This window comes from Streptomyces triticisoli, assembly GCF_003270085.1.
Lineage (GTDB): Bacteria > Actinomycetota > Actinomycetes > Streptomycetales > Streptomycetaceae > Streptomyces > Streptomyces triticisoli.
Genome location: NZ_QFDQ01000023.1, coordinates 17,235 through 41,110 on the forward strand (window position 1 = coordinate 17,235; position 23,876 = coordinate 41,110).

Genomic DNA, 23,876 nt, shown 5'->3' on the forward strand with positions numbered 1-23,876 from the left:
GTCCGGCGTCAAGTTGCCTAATAAAGCTGGAAGTTGCGATAACCCTCGTTATCGCTGAACCAGTGGAGTGCAACACCTCTCTGTCTCTAACTTCTGTTCCGTCACACCGGGCTCGCGCAGAGCCGGAGGATCATCCCTCACCGCGCCCCGCCCGGCCGACTCCTTGGAACGGACCACGGAAGGGCGGAGAGCACCATGGCGGAACACCCCGAGCAGAACCAGCCCCCGGAGAGCGTCGAGCAGACCGGGCAGACACCCGGCAGTGGCGGCTCCTCGACGCTCTCCCGGCTGGCCAGCCGCCTCGAAGTGTCCGCTCTAGCCGAGGCGGCCAAGGAAATCATTCGCGAGGCGCTGGGCGAGGCGGGAGCCGACTCGGGTGCCTCCGTCGGTCCGCACCCTGACCACCAGGTGTTCCTCGAATCCATCAGCGTCAGCGGCTTTCGTGGCATCGGACGCAAGGCACGTCTGCCCCTGAGCGCGAAGCCCGGTGTCACCCTCGTGGTGGGACGCAACGGTTCGGGGAAGTCCAGCTTCGCCGAGGGCGCCGAGACGGCGTTCACCGGCCGGACCGCCCGCCTCGACAGGCAGCGCGGCGAGGTGTGGCGTCGGCACTGGCGCAACCTGCACGACGGGGCCGATCCGAAGGTCGAGGTCCGGCTCGCCATCGCGGGAGACCCCCGGTCGTCCACGCTGACGTGCACCTGGCCGGGCGACGACGTCACGACCCCCGAGGTCGAGTTCAAGCGTCCGGGCCACGGCCGGCGGCCCTTCGAGGACGTCGGCTGGAAGCAGGCGCTGAACAACTACCGGCCCTTCCTGTCGTACTCCGATCTCGACAAGGTCATCAGCGGCAGGCCCTGTGACCTGTACGACTCGGTCGCCACCATTCTCGGGCTCGGCGAGCTGACGGCCGCGGACGAGCGGCTCCAGGTCGTCGAGAAGGCGCTCAACTCCGCGGTGAGGACGGCCGAGGCCGAACTACCCGCACTCATCGAGGCGCTGTCCGCGCTGGACGATCCCCGGGCGGAACGCGCGCTCGAGGCCATCAGCGGGGCGGGCACTCCCGACTTCGACGGGCTGAACGCCCTCGTGACCGGACTGCCCGATGCGGACGACGACCGTCTCCGGGAGCTGCGTGCGACCGTCGAGCTGGCCGGTCCCGACCTCGCCGCGGTCGGCACGGCCGTGGACCGGCTGCGCGAGGCCGTGGCCGTACTCGACGACGTACGCGCCTCGGGTGCCGAGGACGCCCACCAACGCGCCGAACTGCTGGCCAAGGCCCTGGAGCACAGCCGTCGGCACACGGACGAGGGCACTTGCCCGGTGTGCGGGTCCGACCGGCCGCTCGATGAGGAATGGGCCGAACGGGCCGCCGAACAGGTGGCGGCCTTGCGGCAGGAGGCCGCCACCGCGCAGCAGGCCCGCACCAGGCTGCGGGACGCGAGGGATGCCGTCCGTTACCTCGTCACGAGGGTCCCCGCGGGGCTGCCCGACCCGCTCGTCGACCCGTGGGAGGAGTGGACGGCCTGCCGGACGATCGACGACGCCGAGCGGCTCGCCGCCCGCGCCGAGACTGCCGCGCTGGTCCTCGCCGACGCCTGCGCGGCCCTGCGGGAGGAGGCCGCCCGGGAGCTGGAGAAGCTCGACGAGGAGTGGCGGCGCTGTGTCACCCGCCTCGCCGCCTGGCTCGGCCAGGCGCGCGCCGCTGACGCCGGCAAGCCGCGGCTGCGCCAGGTCAGGGCGGCCCGCAAGTGGCTCAAGGAGGCGTGCGCCGAGCTGCGCGAGGAACGGCTGCGGCCCTTCGAAGACCACTCGCAGCGGATCTGGGAGGAACTGCGCCAGCAGAGCAATGTCGACCTGCGTTCCGTACGCCTGACCGGCAGCGAGAAGGCCGCCGTGCGCAAGCTCGTAATGGATGTGTCCGTGGACGGTACGGAGGCGGCGGCCCTCGGCGTCATGAGCCAGGGCGAACTGCACTCCCTCGCGCTCTCGCTCTTCCTGCCGCGTGCCGCCGCACCGGACAGCCCCTTCGGGTTCATCGTCATCGACGACCCCGTGCAGTCCATGGACCCCGCGAAGGTCCACGGCCTCGCGAAGGTCCTGCACGACCTCGGCGAAACCCGGCAGATCGTGGTCTTCACCCACGACACGCGGCTCCAGCGGGCCTTCACCAACCAGGAGCTGCCGGTGACCGTACTGGAGGTGGAGCGGGAGGGGAGTTCGGCGGTGACCGTGCGCCGGGTGACCGATCCGGTCAGCCAGGCGCTGGCCGACGCCCGCGCCCTTGCCCGTACGCCGAACCTCCCGCCGGTTGCCATGACTCACGTTCTACCCGGCCTCTGCCGCACTGTCCTGGAACGCGCCTTCTCCGAGGCTGCGTGGCTGCGCCTGCACCGCGCCGGACTGACCGAGCACGAGGCGGAGAAGACCATCACGGTCGCCGTCAGGTTGATGGACATCGCCGCCCTGGGGCTCTTCGGGGACCCGTCCAGGACGGGTGACGTCTACCGCGAGCTGCGCAGACGGTGTGGCCCCGGGGCGGTGGACCTCATCCGGCGGTGTCAGGAGGGGGTGCACCCGTCCGGCACCCCGATGCCGGATCCCCTCCGGTTCGTGGGGGACATCGCGGCCGTCGCCCAGACGGTGCGCAAGCCGGAGGAGACCACGCCGTGACCCCGACGATCCGCCAGCTGATGGACACCGCCGACCTGCTCATCGAGAACAACGGCGGACCCGTGGACGCCGCGGCCACACCCGCCCAGCCCGCCGTGCTCACCGCCACCGCGGCGAGTCGGTGCCGGGGTGCCGCCTTCGCTCTCCGGGCCGCGCTGGAGAGCGCGGTCGCCGCCTGCCTCACGGCGCACGGTGCGCCGCGCACGATCCGTGAGGGCTCCATGCGGGGAGCGCTCCTCTGGCTCCGCTGCTGTGCCGAAGCCGGGACCGCTCGCCGGGCGAAGGCCGCGTGGAGCCGGCTCTGCCTGGGATGCCACTACCACCAGTACGAGATCGGTCCCACGGAGGACCAGGTGCGTGCCTGGCGGACCGAAGTCGCGGCGGTCATCGCGCTGTTGGCCCACTGACCACCTTCGGCCACCGCCTTCCGCCGGTTCGGTGACCAGGAAGGCGGAGCCTGCCCGCTGCGGCGCGAAGAGCGCCGCCGCAAGGAGACACACGTGAGAACGACGCCACGGGGACGGTTATCGTCCCCGCGCACAAGGAGCGACCCCATGGCAACCCGCACGTCCAAGCGAACCCTGTACCGGCTCAGGGGCGTCACTCCCACCGTCGAGGCGATGTTCGACGCTCTGGACACGGATCAGCTGGAACGGGTCCACGCGGACTTCGACATCCCTGAGCGCCTCGACGTACCGGCGGTCCTGGTCACCGGCAGCTTCGAGCAGCCCGTCGCGAGCTGGTGCAACGAGGTCTTCCGTACGACGGGTGTCGAAGTGTCGCTGCCGGTCAACCGCTCGGCCGGACTACTGATGCTCGCCGTCGACGGGGAGGTGTACGCCATCGGCTACGACCAGGGCTTCCGCTTGGTGCCCGACAGGCTGAAGGACCACCGCTTCGGACTGAGCTTCGCGTCCCGCCGGGTGGACCCTGGGAGGATCCGGGACCTGGTGTCGCACACCCCAGGTGGAGGGCGCACCGACATCACCCTGATCCCGGGCGGCGCCTCGGTGTGGAGCCTGGGCATCGTGGAGCACGCGCAGATTGTGCGTCGCCTCGGCGGCCACCTGGACGACATCCCGCTCACCATCTCCCGGGACAACCCGGCGCGGATCTCCAGCGCCGAGGGCGGTGCCGGTCTGCGTCTGCGGCTCGGTATGGAGGGCACCGACCTGATCTCCGACATCCGTGCGATCGCCCGTGTGCTGCGCGAGGAGAAGCCGAGCCCGGAACTGGAGTTCGTCGAGCACGTCGTGCCCGTCAGTGATCCCCTCCTTCTCACCCGCCTGGAGGCCGTCCTCGACGACCTCCTGGGCCAGGAGCCCGACGGGAGGATCAGCGTCGCCGTCCCCGCCGACCACTGGGACGACTACGAGGCCGCCCGGGCGTTCAGGGCCAGGATCAAGAGCGACGAGGCCGGCCGGTCGACCGACGACTTCGACCTCGAGTACGTCCTCTGCCGGGCGCGTGTCCAGCGTGCGGGCAGCCGCGTGACCGCGCTCCGGGAAGGGACCGTTACCCTCTACCGGCACAGCCGCGCTGATCGGGCCGACGAGATCTGGACGTCCAGCGCGCTCCGGTGGATCGAGGCGGAAGTGTTCCTCGACTCCCGCCGGTTCTTCCTGATGGACGAGCACTGGTACGAGATCGACCAGGAGTACCTGAAGGCGATTCGCTCGCATGCCGAGCGGCTGATCACCGATTCCCCATCCGTCGACCTGCCCCCGTGGGTCCTCGGAGACAAGGAGCGCACGTACAACGAGTCCGTGCCGGACCAGCGGCCCGGGTACGTCTGCTTCGACCGCGACAACGTTCAGACCGCGCTGCACCGCGGGAACGGCGTGGAGATCTGCGATCTGCTGAGCCCGGACAACGTCTTGGTCATGGTGAAGCGCGCCAAGGGCTCCGACGCGCTGAGCCACCTCTTCAGCCAAGCGCTTGTCGCTGTACAGACTCTGCGGAACTCCCCGGAGGGGAGGGAGCGGTTCGCCGAGAAGGTGGCCGCGGCCCGGAAGGGAAGCGGCCTGCCGGAAGGCTTCCGGCCTTCGAAGGTCGTCTTCGCGATCCTGCTGAAGGACGGCACCGATCTGACCGCCGACACTTTGTTCCCGTTCTCGCAGGTCACCCTGGTACAGACGGCCAGGACGCTCGAAGCGTGGGGTGTTCAGGTCGAGGTCGTCGGTATCGCTTCCACTCCGCCGCCCGGCACCTCGACTGGGATCCGGCGGTTGGCGGCGTAGCCGTCGCGCACCGCAACACCGTACGCCGACGTTGCCGACGAGCCGTTCCGGACCTCGGGTTGGCTGTGACGGCGGACCAGGGCCACCACGATGCCAGCTGTTACATCAGTGACCTTCGCACCGCGTCGACCAGCGACGCCGCACGCACATCGTCGGGACCCCCGATGATGTGGTTCATCACGTAACCGAAAGCGATGCCGTGCTCGGGTTCGGCGAAGCCGAGTGAGCCGCCTCGGCCGGTGTGGCCGAAGGCGTTCGGGCCGGTCATGGGGTTGGTATCGGTGGGCAGCATGTATCCGGCGCTGAAGCGGCTCGGGATCAGCATCACCTGATCTTTCCCGCCGGCCTGCTCACTGGTCGCCGACGCCAGGGTTTCCTGGGTGAGCAGGCGTACGCCGTCCACCTCGCCGATCAGCGCAGCGTACATGCGCGCCAGTCCACGTGCGGTGCCAATGCCGTTGGAGGCCGGGAGCTCCGCGGCCTGCACCTCCGGTGAATCGAAATCGATCTCGGCGGGGTCGGTGACCGCGTACGCCCTGTTGCTGAATGAGTTCGGGTCGCGCCAGGCGGCGACCTGTTCGCGGAGTTCCTCGGGAAGCGACTCGGCGGGCACGGTGGTGAAGTCGACGTCCGGCCGCCGGTACACCATGCGGCTGACCCGGTCGCGCTCACCCGCCGGCAATCCGATGAAGAAGTCCAGCCCGAGAGGGGCCGCGATCTCGTCGGCGAAGAAGCGGCCCGGCGAGCGGCCGGATACTCGGCGGATCACCTCGCCGACCAGCCAGCCCCAGGTCCGGCCGTGGTACCCGTGAGCCGTGCCCGGAGTCCACAGGGGGCGTTGATCGGCCAGTGCCGCCGCAATTGGATGCCAGGCCAACGCCTGGTTCAGCGGGACCGGTTGGTCTAGCGCGATCAGGCCGGCCTGGTGGGACAACAGCCAGCGCACCGGGATGTCCGCCTTGCCGTTCGCGGCGAACTCCGGCCAGTACTTCGCCACCGGCGCGTCCAGGTCCAGCGCGCCGCGCTCGGCCAGCATGTGTGCCGCGGTCGCGGTCGCCCCCTTGGTCGCCGAGTAGACCAGTTGCAGCGTGTCCCGCGTCCACGGACGACCGGTTTCCGGGTCGGCGACGCCGCCCCACAGGTCCACCACCGGCCGGCCGTATCGGTACACGCACACCGCCGCGCCGATGTCCCCGTGCCGGGCGAAGTTCGCCGTAAATGCTTCACGCACCGGTTCGAATCCGGGTGCCACCTCACCGTCGATCGTCGTCATGCCGTTCATCCTGGCAGTTCGGCCGCTCTCCCCGGCGAGGCGGGCTCGCCCCCGGTGTCCAGACGATGGTTGTCAGATGACGACGGGTAGTTCCTGCAGGCGCTCGCGGAACTCGCGGACAGAAGGCACGTACTTGTGCGGTTCGAGCCGCGCGGAGAACTCCTTCAGGCGGTCCAGAGCCCGTACGGAACTGACGCTGTCCTCCAGGAGCCCGACGCCGTGGTTCGCGGCGTCCAGCGCTCCCTCCAGGTCACCGCCGGCGAGTCGCGCCTCGGCCAAGCGGCTGGACCGTACGGCCTTGTCCCGGGGAGCCGCGCTCGCCACGGAGGTCTCCAGGGAACTCGTCGCGCGCTCCACCTGCCCGGAGCGCAACAGGACCTTGCCCTCGGTCGATCTCAACTGCGCCTCGCCGAACCAGTCGAGCCAGTCCGGGTTCTCCTCCGTCGCATCACGCTCCCAGAGGGAAGTGGCGCGGTTCAGTGCCGTTCCGGCCTTGCGGTGGTAGCCGTCGCGTGACAGCGCCTCGGCCTTGTGCAGGTAGAGGAAGGACTGGGTGCAGGGCGACAGCGAGTGGGGAGCGTTGTCGATGGCGGTCGAGATGAGGTCGACCCGCTCGGCGGTGCGTCCGGCCTCGGAGACGTGCACTCCCATCTCCGCGAGGATGAAGGCGCCGAAGGCGTCGTCCCCGGCGGTACGGGCGCTGCGCAGGGCGCCGACGTAGTAGCGCTGGCCGGCGGATCGCAGGCCGGCGTCGTAGGCCATCCAGCCGGTCAGGTGCGACACTCGGGCCGCCAGCGCGTACAGGCGGAGGCGGACCCTGTCGGTGTACCGCCCACCGCTGAGGAGACCGGTGACCAGGGCGAGATCACCGCGTGCCTGCTCCAGAAGCCGGGCGCCTCCGAGTTGGTCGTCGAGCGTGCGGAGGGTGCAGATGCGCTGCTCGATCGTCGAGACCATCGTGTCCGTGACCCGGTCACCGCCCAGCGCCGAGGCGAAGGCGGAGGGTGCGTCCACCCAGCTCGCCGCGAGCCCCGTCAAGGCGGCGCCGGTGATGGTGAGAAAGCCCCGGCGATCCATGCGGCCACTCCCCACCAGATCGGACAGCGCCTCGACCGTGCCGGCCTCGGTCCACGGAGCGGTGAGCCCCGTCACCTCCCAAACGGGGAGCCACCGGGGCCATCCTTCCGCGCGCACCTGTTCGTCCGGGACACGCAGCAGGTCGGCGAGGACACGCTGGGCATCCGCGTCCGGCTCCTGTCCTTGCTCCCACTTCCATACGGTCGTCCGGTTGGTCGCCAGGGGGATCCCGAGCGTCCTCCCGTGCTTCTGCATGAGCCGGGCGAATTCGGCCTTCCCCCACCCGCGCGTCTGGAGGACGAAGCTCAGCGGATGAACTGCTAACGGCTCACCAGGCACGTCATCACTCCCGTCATCCCCTCACGGCGTAGTTGGGAGGCTACTTCCCGTGTCCGTGAACGGGGAGGGCGTCCCCAGGAGAAACCCCCTAGAAACGTTCCGACGTGCGAGCTGGCGCCGTTGACTGAGTATCAGCCGTCCATGAGGCACGCCCAGGGCGCTCGCTCTCGGAACGGCTCCTCAGATCGGCGGCTCCATTCCCGTATCACCGTCGGAGATGGAGCCGCTCTCCAGCTCTTCGGAGGCGTCCGTCATGCCCACGTTCGTCCATCGGTTCGTCCTTGCGGGTACGGAAAGGGAAGTGCCCCTCGCCCGGCGCATAGTCGTCGACAAGGTGCGTACGTGGGGTGTGCCGCTGGACGAGGAGACAGTCGACGCCATCCGTCTCGTCGCCTCCGAGCTCATCACCAACGCCGTGGTCCACGGGGAGGGGCCGGTCACCATTGCGCTGTACCACCGGCCCGGTCGCTTGGTGATCGACGTCCTGGACGGCAATCCATCGGCTCCGCAGATGGGTTGTGCCCAAGCCGACGACGAGAGCGGGCGCGGCCTGGCGCTGGTCGGCCTTCTTGCGGCGCGGTGTGCCTGGGAACCCTCCGGTCACGGGAAGCGCGTATGGGCGGAGATCGTACTTCCCACGGCGGCGCCTGCCATCCGTGCTGCCGTTCTGCGCAGATTATTCGCGCTGAGGCCGAAGCGTGGAGTCGTAGCCGAGTTGAAGTCGCTCACCCTGGCAGTCGCGTGATGGGGCGGTACGTAGTACGAGCGGCTCCGCCTCCTGATCCCGATGTGGTGTTCCGGCCCACCCGCCGCGACATCGACCCCGTCACAGGGGAGCCCACCGCCTACGCCCTGTGGGACCGCCATGAATGGCAGGCGCGTGGTGAGTGCTGGTTGTGGTGTGGACGTGACGGCGTCGAGGTGACGTGGATCGGTCCCGTCCGGTCGAGCGGTATGCACGCGGCCCTCTACGCCTGCCGCGCGTGTCTGTACGAACTGGACCAGCGGGTCCTAGAGACCAACATGCGCCAGGACGCGGACGTCCTGCCGATGAACGGCCGGGTTGCTCGGCCGCCGGTGTAGCGCTGCGGCTCATCGCGTCGCCCGATGACCGCCGCCCCACGGAAATCCGCTTCTCCCACGGCCGTGGGGCGGCCACTACCTCCCGCCGGAGCCCTGGCGGGAGAACCGAAGAGGAAGGAGTACGAGGTGGCAGAGCGCACGACACCGCCTCCGGCCCAAAGCGGCCTCCTGGTGGCAGTGGAAGAGCTGACCGCCGTCCACGACCGGTACGACAGCCTCCGGTCCGACAACGCCGGAAGTTCCGGCGACGCGCCGTGGCCGGGCGGCGACGGCAACCTGCACGACAGCGAGTAGGCACCAAGCGGTGGGGCCGGCACGACTGGCCGTGCCGGCCCCACCGTGTCCGCATCACGTGGTCGAACCCATGGAGGACGCAACGATGGAACATCGATTGATCGGCGCCATCGAGACAGCGCTCGGATGGAGCGGAGCGGAGGAGCTGGGTAAGGGCTTCGTGCGGGGGAGTATGGACGATCCCGCACTCGTCTCCCGCCTTCTGACTCCGAACCGCCTGCTCGACATCGCGATGCGCAGGAGCCTCAACCGCCCGCAGTTCCGGTGCTTCCAGAAGGGCGAGGAGGTGCACCCGGCCGTCTACTACACCGACAGCGTCAGCCCCCGGGGCCAGGGCATCCCCATGGTCAACATGCGCAGCCTCGGAAGGCTCCTGCGGGAAGGTGCGACGCTCATCCTCGACCAGGCCAACGTCTTCGATCCGACGATGGAGGTCGCGTGCCGGGCGTTGCAGTGGTGGTCCCACGAGCGCGTGCAGGTCAACGCATACCTGACGACGAACGACGCCGACGGCTTCCCCCTGCACTGGGACGATCACGACGTCGTGATCGTGCAGCTCGCGGGCGAGAAGGAGTGGGAGGTGCGCTCGACCTCGCGCAAGGTCCCCATGTACCGGGACTCCGACCCCAACAACACCCCGAGCGACGAGATCATCTGGTACGGCCTCCTGAAGGCCGGCGACGTCATGCACATCCCCCGAGGACACTGGCATCAGGCGACCCGGACCGGCAGCGGCTCGGGAAAGAGCCTTCACGTCACGTTCGGCATCACCAAACGCACCGGAGCGAGCTGGCTCGCCTGGCTGGCCGACTGGTGCCGCGAACACGAGATCTTTCGGCACGACCTGGACCGCCGGCACGGACCCGACAGCGAGGCCCTGACCGAGGCCGCCACCACGCTGGTCGGCGAACGCTCCCCGGCCGACTTCCTGACCGCGTACGAGCAGGAGACGGCGCTGCCGCGCCACGTGCCGTTCCTCGACATCCTCGGGCCGCTCGACGGCGTGGTGTGCACCACCCACTTCCCTCCCCGGGTCCTGGAGAACGGGGAGACCGTCGACGTGGTGGCCGCAGGGAAGAAGCTCACCCTCACGGTCAAGGCCCTGCCCGCGCTGCGGATGCTGCTGAGCGGCAGGCCGGTCCCGCTGGAGCGGGCCGCGGCCGTCGTCGGGGCCGAAGTGACGGAGCTGGCCGAGATCCTGGTGAAGGAGGAGCTGTGCGCGGTGCTGACACCCGAGTTGTCCTCGGGCTACACCGGTCTCGTCACGAGCGCCGTCTCCTGACCGGAGCGCTCGATCTCGGTGTCACCGCGCTCGACACCAGCACCAACTACCTCGGCTTCCGCTCGCATCGGATCCTGGCGCGGACGGCCGGTGATCTGCTGCCGCAGTTCACGGTCTCCACGAAGGTCGGATACTTCCCGTGGCGGAACGGCGGGGAGCACTGCCTGGATCCCGTACGACTGCGCGCAGCTGTGGAACAGGCGGCCGGGGACCTCGGACGGGAGCCCGACCTGGTGTTCCTGCACAACCCGGAACACTCGCTCCGTGAGGGCGTTCCACATGGCCGGGACGTGCTGGCGCAGGCGTGCACCGCCCTCGACGACGCTGCGGCGAAAGGGCTGTGCACCGCCTGGGGCGTCGCTTCCTGGAACCCGTCACCGCTGCTGAACCTGATCGACCCGACCGCACCGAGGCCGTCGGTGCTCATGGTCCGCGCCGGCCTGCTGGTCGGAGCCAGAACGCTCGATGCCGCTGATGTCCTCATCAAGGCATGGGACCTGGGCGACGGTGCGGTGTGGGGGATGAGCCCCTTCGGAGGCAGCACCAGCGCCCCGGTGTGGGCCAGGATCGACCCGCGCGTCTTCCTACGGGACAGCAGTCGGCTCTCCCGCGTGCAGGCAGCTTTTCGGGCCGCCTATCACCTCCCGCGGGTCAGCTCTGTCGCCGTGGGCACCGACGAACCCGCCCATCTGGGCGAACTCGTCGGCGCCCTGACCGGCGAGGTCGAGGAGCGGACCATCCAGGAGTATTGGAGACTCCTTCGTGACCGCTTGCAGGGTCAGCCCGCCTGAAGCTCCTCGATGACCTGCTCGGCCATGCGTCGCGCGGGTTCCAGCCGAGGGTCCTCCGGATGTGCGTACGGCCCGAGGATCTTCGAGCAGACGAACAGCGTCATCAGCTTGCCGTCCCGGCTCTCGAAGTCGCGTCGGCGCTCCTGCCGTACGCGATCGGCCAGAGCGGGGACGGCAAGCGAACTCGCCCACAGTGAGGCGGAGTCCAGCCCCTGCGGTGCGTTCCCCCAGTCCTCCCAGTCGAAGAGGCTGAACACCGGAGCGGTCACGTTGGCCCAGTTCAGGTCCGCGTGGGCCGGCACCCATCGCTGGACGGTCGTATCGAAGCCGCCGGAGAAGGCACCTCGGATGGACTCGGTGACCAGTTCCTGGGTGATGGTGTCGGTGTCCGGTGTGGCGACCCGCCTCGTCCTGTGAGCCGCCAGCGCGTCCAGCGAGGCGTTCAACGCCTCCCACCACTCATTCGGCAGTTCCGGGGCTTTGCTCAAGACGGCGCTTCCGACGGGAGCGGCCGGCAGGAGGCCGGTTTCGTCGGCCCGCCACATCACCGGTCCGTCCGCGTCCCGCCAGACCACACATCCTTGCCATGTCGGTTGGGCGACGCCTTCCAGACGGGCGGCACACTCGGTGCCGTTCCACCCTTGATCGGCGATCTTGTCGGGCGAGCGCCGCTCGACCCGGACCCAGGTATCGCGGTCTGTCCGGGCTCCCACAGACCGGCGTTTGCGCACTACCGTACCCGGGAGCAGGCGCACCTGGAGAGACCGCGCGACGCGATCAAGAACCTCGTCAACCGGCTGCACCCGTAGGTCAACAGCCTGCCCCGTGGAGACCGAGAGCGTCATACACGCGACCGTAGCAGCGGGGCGGCGGGAGACAGTCCGACACGAGGAACCGGCGGCAACCGTCAGCTGCATCCATCCAGCACCTCACAGGACGGCGGCCCACATGAGCCTGTTCACCGGAACCACCAGGTAATACCGCCAGTTCCGCTCCGGCATCCCCGAAGACGTCGGCGCGGTCATCGACAGGCCGGGCCCAGACCGACGCACGCCGAGGCGAGTTCGTCGATCCACGCGACGGAGCCTTCTCCCTCAAGGACTACGGCTCGGCCCACTGGTGGCCCACCCAGAGCGGTGACCCGTCCACCCTGGAGCGCATCGAACAGCGGGTACGTCGGCACATCGTCCCCCACCTTGGCGCGCTGCCGCTCAACAGCGTCGGAACGGAAGCGCTGCGGAGCTGGAAGAAGCGGTTGGAGAAGGACCTCGGTCCCACCTCCATCCGGCTCGTCTGGGCAACGCTGTCCGGCATCCTGCAGGCGGCCGTCGAAGACCGCCGGCTCGCACGCAACCCCTGCCGCGCCAGTACGGTTCGACCTCCGGCAGCCGCTCCCGGTCGGGTCGAAGCGTGGCCGCCGGAGCGAGTGCTCGCGGTGCGTGCCGCTCTGCCGGAGCGCTACTGAGTCCTCATCGAGATCGGTGCGGGACTCGGGCTTTGGCCCGGAACTACTTCAACTCCTACGTCTGGAAGCCCGCTCTGGCCGAGGCCGGCGTGATCGCCCCGCTGGAAGAGAGCGCTCCGGACGGAGCCCGCGTGCGGGAGCCCTCGCGAGAGCACGGCTACCACGCCCTGCGGCACTTCTACGCCTCCGAGCAGTTGGAGGCCGGCGAGTCGGTCGTCTCCCTGGCTCGGTGGCTCGGCCACTCGGACCCCGGGTTCACGCTCCGGAAGTACGCCCACTTCCTGCCCCGCGCGGGCGCACGTGGCAGCGCCGCCATAGACGCCGTCTTCGGGTAGCTCCCGGGCGACCGGGAACAGCCCGGCCCCGACCCAAAGTCCCAGAGAAGTCCCAGAGGCGCCGCCGCACCCCTTCCAGACCCGCATTCGTGCAGGTCACATAGGGTGCGGCGGCAGCCGTCGGTCAGATGTCCCGGAAGATCTCGATCTGCGCCCCGATCAAGTTCAGCCGTTCCGCGAGGTCCTCGTAACCCCGGTTGATGACGTACACGTTGCGCAGCACCGACGTGCCCTCCGCGGCCATCATGGCCAGCAGGACGACCACGGCGGGGCGCAGGGCCGGCGGGCACATCATCTCGGCGGCGCGCCAGCGGGTGGGGCCCTCGACCAACACCCGGTGGGGGTCGAGGAGTTGCAGGCGACCGCCCAGGCGGTTGAGGTCGGTCAGGTAGATCGCGCGGTTGTCGTAGACCCAGTCGTGGATCAGCGTCTTGCCCTGCGCGGAGGCCGCGATCGCCGCGAAGAAGGGGACGTTGTCGATGTTCAGGCCGGGGAACGGCATCGGGTGGATCTTGTCGATGGGCGCCTCCAGCTTGGAGGGGCGCACGGTGAGGTCCACCAGGCGGGTGCGGCCGTTGTCCGCGACGTACTCGGGCGTACGGTCGTGGTCGAGGCCCATCTCCTCCAGGACCGCCAGCTCGATCTCTAGGAACTCGATCGGCACCCGGCGGACCGTCAGCTCGGACTCGGTGACGACCGCGGCGGCCAGCAGGCTCATCGCCTCCACCGGGTCCTCGGAGGGGGAGTAGTCCACGTCGGTGTCGATGACCGGCACGCCGTGCACGGTGAGCGTGGTGGTGCCGATGCCCTCGACCCGCACGCCGAGCGCCTCCAGGAAGAAGCACAGGTCCTGGACCATGTAGTTGGAGGAGGCGTTGCGGATGACGGTCACCCCGTCGTGGCGGGCCGCCGCCAGCAGCGCGTTCTCGGTCACCGTGTCGCCGCGCTCGGTCAGGACGATCGGGCGGTCCGGGCGGACGGCGCGGTCCACCACGGCGTGGTACTGGCCCTCGGTGGCGGTGATGTCCAGCCCGAACCGGCGCAGCGCGATCATGTGCGGCTCGATGGAGCGCGTGCCGAGGTCGCAGCCGCCCGCGTACGGCAGCTTGAAGTGGTCCATGAGGTGCAGCAGCGGCCCGAAGAACATGATGATGGACCGGGTGCGCACGGCGGCCTCGGCGTCGATCGCGCCCATGTCGAGGTCGGCCGGCGGCACGATCTCCAGGTCGGTGCCGTCGTTGATCCAGCGGGTGCGCACGCCGATGGAGTTCAGCACCTCCAGCAGGCGGTACACCTCCTCGATCCGGGCCACCCGGCGCAGCACCGTGCGCCCCTGGTTGAGCAGTGAGGCGCACAGCAGGGCCACGCACGCGTTCTTGCTCGTCTTCACATCGATGGCACCGGACAGGCGGCGTCCGCCCACCACCCGCAGGTGCATCGGGCCCGCGTAGCCCAGGGATACGATCTCACTGTCCAGGGCTTCACCGATTCGGGCGATCATCTCAAGGCTGATGTTCTGGTTGCCGCGCTCGATGCGGTTGACGGCGCTCTGGCTGGTGCCGAGCGCTTCGGCCAGCTGCGCCTGTGTCCAGCCTCTGTGCTGCCGGGCGTCGCGGATGAGCTGGCCGATGCGTACGAGGTAGTCGTCTGCCATGGGGTTGAGGTTATCTCAGATATGAGATGGCGCCTCTTGGGGGGTCCATTCGGGTGATGCACTGTCAGTGACGCTTGCCCCTACGGGTTCGACGCCACCCGAAAGGTCCGGGCAAATCCATCGATGTCGTACGGCGTCCCGTGCTGCTGTGGGTGTACCGCGGCCCGTGCTTTCCGCCGGTGGTGAACGACCAGGAGCGCTTGTTGATGTTCAGGCGCACTCCCGGAAGGATCCGGAAGCTCTTGCGGAACGTGAGCGGCATGGGGTCCTCCTCCCGAAGTCGGTCCAGCAGTACCCGTCGCGTTCACTGCCAGTTCCCCTCCGGATACCCCGACTTGGCGTACTGATGGGTGAGGGTGCCGAGTTGAGCCGGGCCGGGCGCGGCGCCCCGTCCTCCGCGCGGCGTGGCATCGCCGTACGGTCCCGGCCCTCCCGTCGGCGCACCGCGCCCAATCCGCGCCCGCACATGACCATTGCGCCCCCATGTACTAGGGTTATCTCGACATCGAGATATCTGCCAGGAGCACCGCAGCCGCCCTCCAAGTAAGGCACACCTAACTTAGCCTCACCTTACTGGACTGGCCGAGACGCCGTGGCGGCAGGATCGTGGTGGTACGCGCACAAGAGTGAAGGAGAGTGTCGTGTCGGCGAACAGCTTCGACGCCCGCAGCACGCTGCAGGTGGGCGACGAGTCGTACGAGATCTTCCGGCTTGACAAGGTCGAGGGCTCGGCCCGACTGCCTTACAGCCTGAAGGTGCTGCTGGAGAACCTGCTCCGCACCGAGGACGGCGCGAACATCACCGCCGACCACATCCGCGCCCTCGGCAACTGGGACTCCCAGGCCCATCCGTCGGAGGAGATCCAGTTCACGCCCGCCCGCGTGATCATGCAGGACTTCACCGGCGTGCCCTGCGTCGTGGACCTCGCCACCATGCGCGAGGCCGTCAAGGAGCTCGGCGGCGACCCGGCGAAGATCAACCCGCTGGCCCCGGCCGAGCTGGTCATCGACCACTCCGTCATCGCCGACAAGTTCGGCACCCAGGACGCCTTCAAGGTGAACGTCGACCTGGAGTACGACCGCAACCGGGAGCGCTACCAGTTCCTGCGCTGGGGCCAGACCGCCTTCGACGAGTTCAAGGTCGTCCCGCCCGGCACCGGCATCGTCCACCAGGTCAACATCGAGCACCTGGCCCGTGTCGTCATGGTCCGCGACGGCAAGGCCTACCCGGACACCCTGGTCGGCACCGACTCGCACACCACCATGGTCAACGGCCTCGGCGTCCTCGGCTGGGGCGTCGGCGGCATCGAGGCCGAGGCCGCCATGCTCGGCCAGCCGGTCTCCATGCTGATCCCGCGGGTCGTCGGCTTCAAGCTGACCGGCGAGCTCCAGCCCGGCACCACCGCCACCGACCTCGTGCTGACCATCACCGAGATGCTCCGCCACCACGGTGTCGTCGGCAAGTTCGTGGAGTTCTACGGCGAGGGCGTCGCCGCGACGAGCCTGGCCAACCGCGCCACCATCGGCAACATGTCCCCGGAGTTCGGCTCCACCGCCGCGATCTTCCCGATCGACGACGAGACGCTGAGCTACCTGCGCCTGACCGGCCGCTCCGAGCAGCAGGTCGCGCTCGTCGAGGCGTACGCCAAGGAGCAGGGCCTCTGGCTGGACCCGGCCGCCGAGCCCGACTTCTCCGAGAAGCTGGAGCTCGACCTCTCCACGGTCGTTCCCTCGCTGGCCGGCCCCAAGCGCCCGCAGGACCGCATCCCGCTCACCCGGGCCGCCGAGCAGTTCACCCTCGACGTGCGCAACTACGTCACGGACGTCGACCAGGCGGGCATCGAGTCCTTCCCGGCCTCCGACTCCCCGGCCGAGAGCGAGCACGTCGTGCCGTCGAACCCGTCGACGGTGGTCGCCCCCGACGGTTCGGAGTACGAGATCGACCACGGCGCCGTCACGGTCGCCGCGATCACCTCCTGCACCAACACCTCGAACCCGACGGTCATGGTCGCCGCCGCGCTGGTGGCGAAGAAGGCCGTGGAGAAGGGGCTGACCCGCAAGCCATGGGTCAAGACCACCCTCGCCCCGGGCTCCAAGGTCGTCACCGACTACTTCGACAAGGCGGGCCTGACCCCGTACCTCGACAAGCTGGGCTTCAACCTCGTCGGCTACGGCTGCACCACCTGCATCGGCAACTCCGGGCCGCTGCCGGACGAGGTCTCCAGGGTCGTCCACAAGCACGACCTCGCGGTGACCTCGGTGCTCTCCGGCAACCGTAACTTCGAGGGCCGGATCAACCCCGACGTCAAGATGAACTACCTGGCGTCCCCGCCGCTGGTCGTCGCGTACGCCATCGCCGGCTCGATGCAGGTGGACATCACCACCGAGGCGCTGGGCGTCGACCAGGAGGGCAAGCCCGTCTACCTCCGCGACATCTGGCCCTCCGAGGCCGAGGTGAACGACGTCATCGCCAACACCATCGGCGAGGACATGTTCAGCAAGTCCTACGAGGACGTCTTCGCGGGCGACGCGCAGTGGCAGGCGCTGCCCATCCCGACCGGCGACACCTTCGAGTGGGACCCGGAGTCGACCTACGTCCGCAAGCCCCCGTACTTCGAGGGCATGGGCATGGAGCCGGAGCCGGTCGAGGACATCACCGGCGCCCGGGTGCTCGCCAAGCTGGGCGACTCGGTCACCACCGACCACATCTCCCCGGCCGGCGCCATCAAGGCCGACACCCCGGCGGGCAGGTACCTGATCGAGCACGGCGTCCAGCGCCGCGACTTCAACAGCTACGGCTCGCGCCGCGGCAACCACGAGGTCATGATCCGCGGTACGTTCGCCAACATCCGCCTGCGCAACCGGATCGCCCCGGGCACCGAGGGCGGCTACACCCGGGACTTCACCCGCGAGGGCGGCCCGGTGTCGTTCATCTACGACGCCTCGCGGAACTACCAGGCCGCCGGCGTCCCGCTGGTGATCCTGGCGGGCACCGAGTACGGCTCCGGCTCGTCCCGCGACTGGGCGGCCAAGGGCACCGCGCTGCTCGGCGTCAAGGCCGTGATCGCCGAGTCCTACGAGCGCATCCACCGCTCCAACCTCATCGGCATGGGCGTCCTGCCGCTCCAGTTCCCGGAGGGCCGCACCGCCGAGAGCCTCGAGCTGACCGGCGAGGAGACCTACTCCATCACCGGCGTCACCGAGCTCAACGAGGGCCGCACGCCGAGCACGGTGAAGGTCACCACCGACACGGGCATCGAGTTCGACGCGATCGTCCGCATCGACACCCCCGGTGAGGCCGACTACTACCGCAACGGCGGCATCATGCAGTACGTGCTGCGCAGCCTGATCCGCAAGTAACGGATCCCCTACGGCACTTGGGCCGCATCCCCGGCAACGGTGGTGCGGCCCAAGTGCTTCGGCACCAGGCGTTTACAGCCGCCGCCGCCCGCGCTACGTTCACTGCCAAGTGAGGTGGGAGCGCTCCCATTCGGCGGACCGGAACCCGCCGGGTGCGGGTGGCTCCTGCCTCGCCCAGCCCGCACGACCCGGAGGGGCGGACCCTTCGCGGTCCGCCCCCCGTCATGCGTGGTGCATGCGTGGTGCATGCGTCAGGCGAGCAGCTCCACCTCCGCCAGGGTCGAGGCGCCGTCCAGGACCAGGCGGTACTTCCGGTACGTGCCCGGCGAGGCGATCGTGAAGGGGCGGGTCTGCCGGTCCCAGGCGAAGGACTCGCCGGAGCGCCGGTCCACCGTCTTCCAGGTCCTGCCGTCGGCGGAGGCCTCGAGGGTCCAGCCGGCTGGGGCCCTGGTGCGGTCGGCGGACGAGGTCAGGGTGTACTGGACCGCCCCGGCGGCCTCGGCCACCGGCAGGTCCACCGTCGTCACGGTCGCGTCCGTCGACGAGGTGTCGTCGAACAGCGCGCCGTCACCCTCCAGCACGTCCGACCGCGGGGCCGGCGCCCTGTCACCGGTCGTGATCGACACGGGCGCCGCGCCCTCGCCCGTGCCCCACGACGACGGCCGCGGACCCATGTCGAACTGCAGGACCCCGCCCTTCGACAGCAGCGAGTGGGGGAGGGACGTGGAGTTCCACGCCTTGCCGTTGAACCGCACGCCCTGCACGTAGACGTTCTCCGCGCTGTTCCTCGGCGCCTCGACGACGAGGTCCCGGCCGTTCTCCAGGTGGACCGTCGCCTTGGTGAACAGCGGGGAGCCGATGGTGTACTCGCCGCTGCCCATCACCAGCGGGTAGAAGCCGAGCGCGGAGAAGAGGTACCAGGCCGACTGCTCGCCGTTGTCCTCGTCGCCGTGGTAGCCCTGACCGATCTCGCTGCCGACGTACAGCCGGGACAGCACCTCACGGACCTTCTCCTGCGCCTTCCACGGCTGTCCCGCCGCGGCGTACATGTAGATGACGTGGTGCGCGACCTGGTTGGAGTGGCCGTACTGGCCCATCCGCACGTCCCGCGCCTCGGTCATCTCGTGGATGACACCGCCGTAGGAGCCGACGAACTCCGGGGAGGCCGTCTCCGGCGTGGCGAAGTAGGTGTCGAGCTTGTCCGCGAGGCCCTTGCGCCCGCCGTACAGGTTCGCCAGGCCCCGGCTGTCCTGCGGGGCGGTGAAGGCGTAGCCCCAGCCATTGGTCTCCGTGTAGTCGTACCCCCACACGCGCGGGTCGTACTTCGAGGAGTCCACACGCCAGTCGCCCCTGGCGTCACGGCCCTGGAAGAAGCCCGCCTCGGAGTCGAAGAGCCTGACGTAGTCCTGGGCCCGGTCGAGGAAGTACTCCGCCTCCTCCTTGTAGCGCTTCCGGCCCGTCTTCTTGTACAGGGCCTCGCCCATCCTCGCGATGCCGTAGTCGTTGACGTAGCCCTCCATCGCCCAGGACAGGCCCTCGTGCGTGGCCGTGGTGGTGTAGCCGAGGAAGGGGGAGGTGGTCATGCCCTTGCGGCCCACGCCCGAGGACGGGGGCACGACCGTCGCGTTCTTCACCGCCGCCTCGTACGCCGCCTTCGCGTCCATCGGCACGCCCTTGACGTACGCGTCCGCGAACGCCACGTCCGAGGAGGTGCCCGTCATCAGGTCGGCGTAGCCGGGGGAGGACCAGCGGGAGGTCCAGCCGCCGTCCTTGTACTGCTGCACGAAGCCGTCGGCCATCTCGCCCGCCCGACCCGGCGTCAGCAGGGAGTACGCCGGCCAGGTGGTCCGGTAGGTGTCCCAGAAGCCGTTGTTGACGTACACCTTGCCGTCGACGATCTTCGCGCCGGTGTGCGTCGGGGTGTCCTCGCCGCGCATCGGCGAGAACGGGGAGGCGTACCGGTACGTCCCGCCCACCTTCTCGAAGCCCGAGTTCGGGTACAGGTACAGCCGGTACAGGCCGGAGTAGAGCGTGGTCAGCTGGTCCGGCGTGGCGCCCCGGACCTCGACCCTGCCGAGCACCTTGTCCCAGGCGCGCTGGGCGCGCGCCCTGACGGTGTCGAAGGAGGTGCCGTCCGGGATCTCCTGGCGCAGGTTGTCCTTCGCCTGGTCGATGCTGATCAGGGAGGTGGCAAGGCGCAGGGTGACGGTGCGGTCCTTGCCGGCGTCGAAGCGCAGGTGGCCCTTGACGCCGCTCGCCGAGCCGTCCTTCACCGGCTTGTCGAAGACGCCGTGCACGAAGAGCCGGGTGGCGCCGGTGGACAGCCCGGACCTCACGTCCGAGTAGCCGGTGACGATGCCGTGCTCCTTGTCCAGGGTCAGGCCCGCCTGCTCGGTGACGTTGTCGAACAGGACGCTCGCGTCGTCGCCCGGGTAGGTGAAGCGCAGTACGGCCGCGTGGTCGGTCGGCGTCATCTCGGCCTTGAGGCCGTTCTCGAACCGCACCCCGTAGTAGTACGGCCGTGCGGTCTCGTTCTCGTGCCGGAAGGCCAGGGCACGGGCGGTGCGGCCGGTGTCCGGGGTGCCGGAGGCGGCGGACGGCATCACCTGGAAGGTCTGCCGGTCACCCATCCAGGGGCTGGGCTCGTGGCTCGCGCTGAACGCCTGGACGGTGGGCAGGTTGTCGTCGTTGTTCGCGCGCGCGTACTCGTACAGCCAGCTCAGCGAGGACGCGTTGGTCACCGGCGTCCAGAAGTTGAAGCCGTGCGGGACGGCGGTCGCGGGGAAGTTGTTGCCGCGCGAGAAGCTGCCGCTGGAGTGGGTGCCGCGGGTGGTCAGGACGTAGTCCGACAGGTGTGCCCTGGGTTTCTCCGGCGCGGCCCGCTCGATGACCACGTCGTCCAGCCAGCCGCGGAACTTCGCCGGGCCGGCGGGGGAGTCGTAGGCCAGGAGTATCCGGTCGACCGTCTTGCCGGCCGCGACCGAGCCGATCCGCGACACGACGTTGTTCCACTGGTTGACGTACAGCGTCCTGGCCGCGCCCTGCCCCCGCGGGCTCAGGGGGAAGCCGTGCTGGTCGGTGGCGCCCAGCCGGCTGAGGTACGTGCCGTCGGTGAAGGCGAGGTCCACGGCGACGTTGGTGGCGTCGTAGTCGCGGTCGCCGTCGGCCATCGACGGGTAGAGGCGGTACGACAGCCGGGTGTCGCGGGCGACCTCGACGTCGACGTCGAAGACCTTGTTGTACGAGTACGCCCGGCCCTTCGCGGTGTGCCGGCCGGCGTACCGCAGCGCGCGCCTGCCCGTGTAGCCGGCGCCCGACTTGGCGGTCGGGGAGCCGCTCGGGCCGCGGTCGACGAGGGAGAGCATGTCCTGCGGGACGGGGCCGCCGCCGTCGCCGGTGGAGAACTGCACGTCGGCCAGCTGGAGTATGCCCGAGGCGCCGTTGTTCTTCGTGATGTCGAGCCGGAAGTGCCGGTACTCGGCCGGCTCGGCCAGGTCGTACGTCCTGGTCTGGAACCGTTCGGAGAAGTTCTCGCCCGAACGGGTGTCGAGGGTCTTCCAGTCCTTGCCGTCGGCGGAGCCCTTCAGGGTCCAGTCCTTCGGGTCGCGCCCGGCGGAGTCGTTGGCCGAGGTGAGGGCGTACCGGGTGATTTTCCGCGGCTCGTCGAAGTCGAACTCGACCCAGCCGGTGGGCTCGAAGGTCAGCCACTTGGTGCCGGACTCGCCGTCGACGAGGTTCTCCTTCACCTCGCCGGCGCCCGCGTTCTCCCCGCTCGCCCGGACATCGGTGACGTGGTCGCTCACATTGCCCGGGATGCCGGTGCTGTAGCCGCCGTCCACGCCCGAGGCGCGCTTGCTGCCGTCCCCGGCGGTGTCGACCGTGTTCAGCCAGTCCGGTGACGGCTCGCCGGCCTCGAACGAGGAGGCGAACTCCCGGTCGGCGGCCGGGGGCTTGCCGGGCAGGGCGACCGCCGCTCCCGGTGAGCCGGCCGCCATGACGAAGGCGGTCGTGATGACGACCGCCGGACCCCATCTGTGCCGTAATCTGCGCTGCATGCGCGACGACCCTCCCTGCGGTACCTGTGCTTCGGACAACGTTGTCAGCTCGGTGCGCAGAGACCAGTAGGGAGTCAAGTAGCCAGTGTTGTCAAGGGTGTTGTGTGTGGCGTTCGGGCGCAAAGCCGTGAATATTTCCGTCGAGGAGGCCTGCCGGAGGCTTATGTTTCGGCCGAGGTCTCAACTCGGAAAAGACCGACGGGGAACCATGTATTCGATCTTGCTCAGGTGGCGGGAAGTGGACTATACCTGTCGGCGTCCGCGTGGCCGTTCGAACGACCGTCAAGCGGGCCCGGGAAGAGCCGGAAAGGTGGTTTGACGTGCGAAACGCGCCGGCCTCCTTGTTTTCCTACCGGTCCCGGTAGAAGACGCACGAAGTAACTCCTGCACGACCCAGCTTGACCCGACCGCGGTGCCGGGGAGGATCCGGTTCACCGCCTGAGTCCTGGAGAAAGCGAGGACTTGAGCATGGGATCCACTTCCGCCGAGAACCCCACAGGCGTCGGCCGCCGGGATCTGATCAAGCGGTCCGCCGCACTCGGTCTGATCGGCGTCCCCACGATGAGTTTCCTGTCCGCGTGCGCCAGCGGTGGCGGTGGCGGCCAGGACAAGACCAAGGCCGGCAAGAAGACCGAGAAGAACCCGCTCGGCGTCAACGACACCGCGCAGATGGAATTCGTACTGTTCGACGGAGGCTTCGGCAAGGAGTACGCCGAGGACGCTGTGAAGCTCTACGAGAAGGCCTTCCCCGGGGCGAAGGTGAAGTTCTCCGCCACGCAGAAGATCCAGTCCACGCTCCAGCCACGCTTCAACCAGGGCACCCCGCCGGACCTCATCGACAACTCCGGCGCCGAGCAGATGGACATGGGCGTCCTCGTCGGCAAGAACCAGCTCGCGGACCTCACCCCGCTGCTGGACGCGCCGTCCTACGACGACCCGGGCAAGAAGGTCCGCGACACGCTGCGCCCGGGCATCGTGGAGATGGGCCAGTTCGACGGCCGGCCGGTGTGGATCCTGTACTACGCCTACACGGTGTACGGCGTGTGGTACTCGCAGAAGGCCCTGGACTCGCTCGACGAGCAGTACCCGGAGACCTGGGACGAGATGCTCAGGGTCTGCGAGAAGGCCAAGAAGAAGGGCATGGCCGGCTGGACGTACGCCGGCAAGTACCCGTACTACCTCCCCTTCTCGCTCTACCCGATGATCGGCAAGGTCGGCGGCCGGGAGGTCCTCGACGCCATCGACAACCTCGAGCCGGGCGCCTGGAAGCACCCGGCGGTCAAGGCCTGCTTCGAGGCCTACTACGAGCTCTACAAGAAGGGCTACGTCCTCAAGGGCACCCCGGGCCTGGACCACGTCCAGTCGCAGACCGCCTGGGCCCAGGGCAAGGCGCTGTTCATCCCGAACGGCTCCTGGGTGGAGAACGAGTCCGCCAGCGTCATCCCGCAGGACTTCGACCTCGCCGTGTCCGCGCCCACCGGTCTGGACAGCTCCGACAAGATGCCGTTCGGCACCATCTGGGCCTCCGGCGGCGAGCCGTTCATCGTCCCGGCCAAGGCCAGGAACACCGAGGGCGGAATGGAGCAGCTGCGCATCATGCTCAGCGAGGCGTCCTCGAAGAACTTCACCGCCAAGGTGAAGTCGCTGACCGCGTACAACGGGGGCACCGACGGCATCGAGCTCACCCCGGGCCTGAAGTCCGGTGTCGCCGCGCTCGACAAGGCCGGCGAGAACGTGGTGAACCCGCGCATCCAGGACTGGTACGTGCAGCTCCAGAAGGAGAAGATCGGCGTGTCCGGTCTCGGCGAGATGATGGCCGGCCGCCTCACCCCGGCCGAGGCCATCAAGAAGATCCAGGGCTTCGCCGACGAGACCGCCAAGGATTCGTCGATCAAGCACTACAAGCACCAGTGAGGATCCGCCGCCACCAGGGCCCGCCCGGCGCCTTCGCGCCGG

Annotated in this window: 17 protein-coding genes; 11 read left to right on the forward strand and 6 right to left on the reverse strand. The window is 69.1% G+C overall.

Annotated elements, in window-relative coordinates:
- The first annotated feature begins 195 nt into the window (after positions 1-195).
- From DEP02_RS04705 to DEP02_RS04715, 3 genes are all read left to right on the forward strand, one after another.
- A complete protein-coding gene (locus DEP02_RS04705) occupies positions 196-2,673 on the forward strand; it encodes an AAA family ATPase (RefSeq protein WP_112466052.1) in 2,478 nt (825 codons plus the stop codon).
- The gene (locus tag DEP02_RS04710) at positions 2,670-3,080 is read left to right on the forward strand and encodes a hypothetical protein (protein ID WP_232838960.1); all 411 of its coding nucleotides are present in this window, start codon (positions 2,670-2,672) and stop codon (positions 3,078-3,080) included. Before DEP02_RS04705 ends, DEP02_RS04710 begins: the two co-directional genes overlap by 4 nt.
- A 147-nt stretch (positions 3,081-3,227) precedes the next feature.
- Entirely contained in the window at positions 3,228-4,913 is a 1,686-nt protein-coding gene (locus DEP02_RS04715) for a TIGR04141 family sporadically distributed protein (protein ID WP_112466053.1), read from the forward strand.
- A gap of 100 nt (positions 4,914-5,013) precedes the next feature.
- Here the strand turns inward: DEP02_RS04715 and DEP02_RS04720 are convergent, their stop codons facing one another.
- Positions 5,014-6,186: a serine hydrolase domain-containing protein gene (locus tag DEP02_RS04720; RefSeq protein ID WP_112466065.1), complete on the reverse strand. Its 1,173-nt coding sequence runs from the start codon at positions 6,184-6,186 to the stop codon at positions 5,014-5,016.
- Between the two features lie 72 nt (positions 6,187-6,258).
- Complete coding sequence (locus DEP02_RS04725) at positions 6,259-7,602, reverse strand: NsdA family TPR-like regulatory protein (RefSeq protein WP_112466054.1); 1,344 nt, start codon at positions 7,600-7,602, stop codon at positions 6,259-6,261.
- A gap of 253 nt (positions 7,603-7,855) precedes the next feature.
- Here DEP02_RS04725 and DEP02_RS34360 point away from each other — a divergent pair, with 253 nt between their 5' ends.
- From DEP02_RS34360 to DEP02_RS04745, 5 genes are all read left to right on the forward strand, one after another.
- Positions 7,856-8,347, forward strand: coding sequence for an ATP-binding protein (locus DEP02_RS34360; RefSeq protein WP_232838961.1), 492 nt, complete (start codon positions 7,856-7,858; stop codon positions 8,345-8,347).
- Positions 8,348-8,391: 44 nt separating this feature from the next.
- Positions 8,392-8,685, forward strand: a complete 294-nt coding sequence (locus tag DEP02_RS34365; RefSeq protein ID WP_232838962.1) for a hypothetical protein — start codon at positions 8,392-8,394, stop codon at positions 8,683-8,685.
- Between the two features lie 126 nt (positions 8,686-8,811).
- A complete protein-coding gene (locus DEP02_RS33855; protein WP_198668281.1) occupies positions 8,812-8,979 on the forward strand; it encodes a hypothetical protein in 168 nt (55 codons plus the stop codon).
- Positions 8,980-9,064: 85 nt separating this feature from the next.
- On the forward strand, positions 9,065-10,261 hold the full coding sequence (locus DEP02_RS04740; RefSeq protein ID WP_112466056.1) for a JmjC domain-containing protein: 1,197 nt from the start codon (positions 9,065-9,067) through the stop codon (positions 10,259-10,261).
- Positions 10,195-11,052, forward strand: a complete 858-nt coding sequence (locus DEP02_RS04745; protein ID WP_112466057.1) for an aldo/keto reductase — start codon at positions 10,195-10,197, stop codon at positions 11,050-11,052. The genes DEP02_RS04740 and DEP02_RS04745 overlap by 67 nt, the downstream gene beginning before the upstream one ends.
- Here DEP02_RS04745 and DEP02_RS04750 read toward each other — a convergent pair.
- Entirely contained in the window at positions 11,040-11,897 is an 858-nt protein-coding gene (locus DEP02_RS04750; protein WP_112466058.1) for a hypothetical protein, read from the reverse strand. The two genes, DEP02_RS04745 and DEP02_RS04750, sit on opposite strands and share 13 nt — an antisense overlap.
- Positions 11,898-12,549: 652 nt before the next feature.
- On the opposite strand from DEP02_RS04750, the gene DEP02_RS33860 reads away from it, so the two are divergent.
- A complete protein-coding gene (locus tag DEP02_RS33860) occupies positions 12,550-12,852 on the forward strand; it encodes a site-specific integrase (protein ID WP_232838963.1) in 303 nt (100 codons plus the stop codon).
- 124 nt (positions 12,853-12,976) lie between these two features.
- Here the strand turns inward: DEP02_RS33860 and DEP02_RS04760 are convergent, their stop codons facing one another.
- Both DEP02_RS04760 and DEP02_RS04765 read right to left on the reverse strand, forming a co-directional pair.
- Positions 12,977-14,506, reverse strand: a complete 1,530-nt coding sequence (locus DEP02_RS04760; RefSeq protein WP_112466059.1) for a helix-turn-helix domain-containing protein — start codon at positions 14,504-14,506, stop codon at positions 12,977-12,979.
- A gap of 64 nt (positions 14,507-14,570) precedes the next feature.
- Complete coding sequence (locus DEP02_RS04765) at positions 14,571-14,768, reverse strand: DUF4236 domain-containing protein (protein WP_112466060.1); 198 nt, start codon at positions 14,766-14,768, stop codon at positions 14,571-14,573.
- A gap of 379 nt (positions 14,769-15,147) precedes the next feature.
- Between DEP02_RS04765 and acnA the strand changes: the two genes are divergently transcribed.
- Complete coding sequence (gene acnA / locus DEP02_RS04770) at positions 15,148-17,865, forward strand: aconitate hydratase AcnA (protein ID WP_112466061.1); 2,718 nt, start codon at positions 15,148-15,150, stop codon at positions 17,863-17,865.
- A gap of 251 nt (positions 17,866-18,116) precedes the next feature.
- Here the strand turns inward: acnA and DEP02_RS04775 are convergent, their stop codons facing one another.
- Positions 18,117-21,920, reverse strand: a complete 3,804-nt coding sequence (locus tag DEP02_RS04775) for a GH92 family glycosyl hydrolase (RefSeq protein ID WP_198668282.1) — start codon at positions 21,918-21,920, stop codon at positions 18,117-18,119.
- Positions 21,921-22,388: 468 nt separating this feature from the next.
- On the opposite strand from DEP02_RS04775, the gene ngcE reads away from it, so the two are divergent.
- Positions 22,389-23,834, forward strand: a complete 1,446-nt coding sequence (gene ngcE / locus DEP02_RS04780; RefSeq protein WP_112466062.1) for an N-acetylglucosamine/diacetylchitobiose ABC transporter substrate-binding protein — start codon at positions 22,389-22,391, stop codon at positions 23,832-23,834.
- The last annotated feature ends 42 nt before the right edge of the window (positions 23,835-23,876 follow it).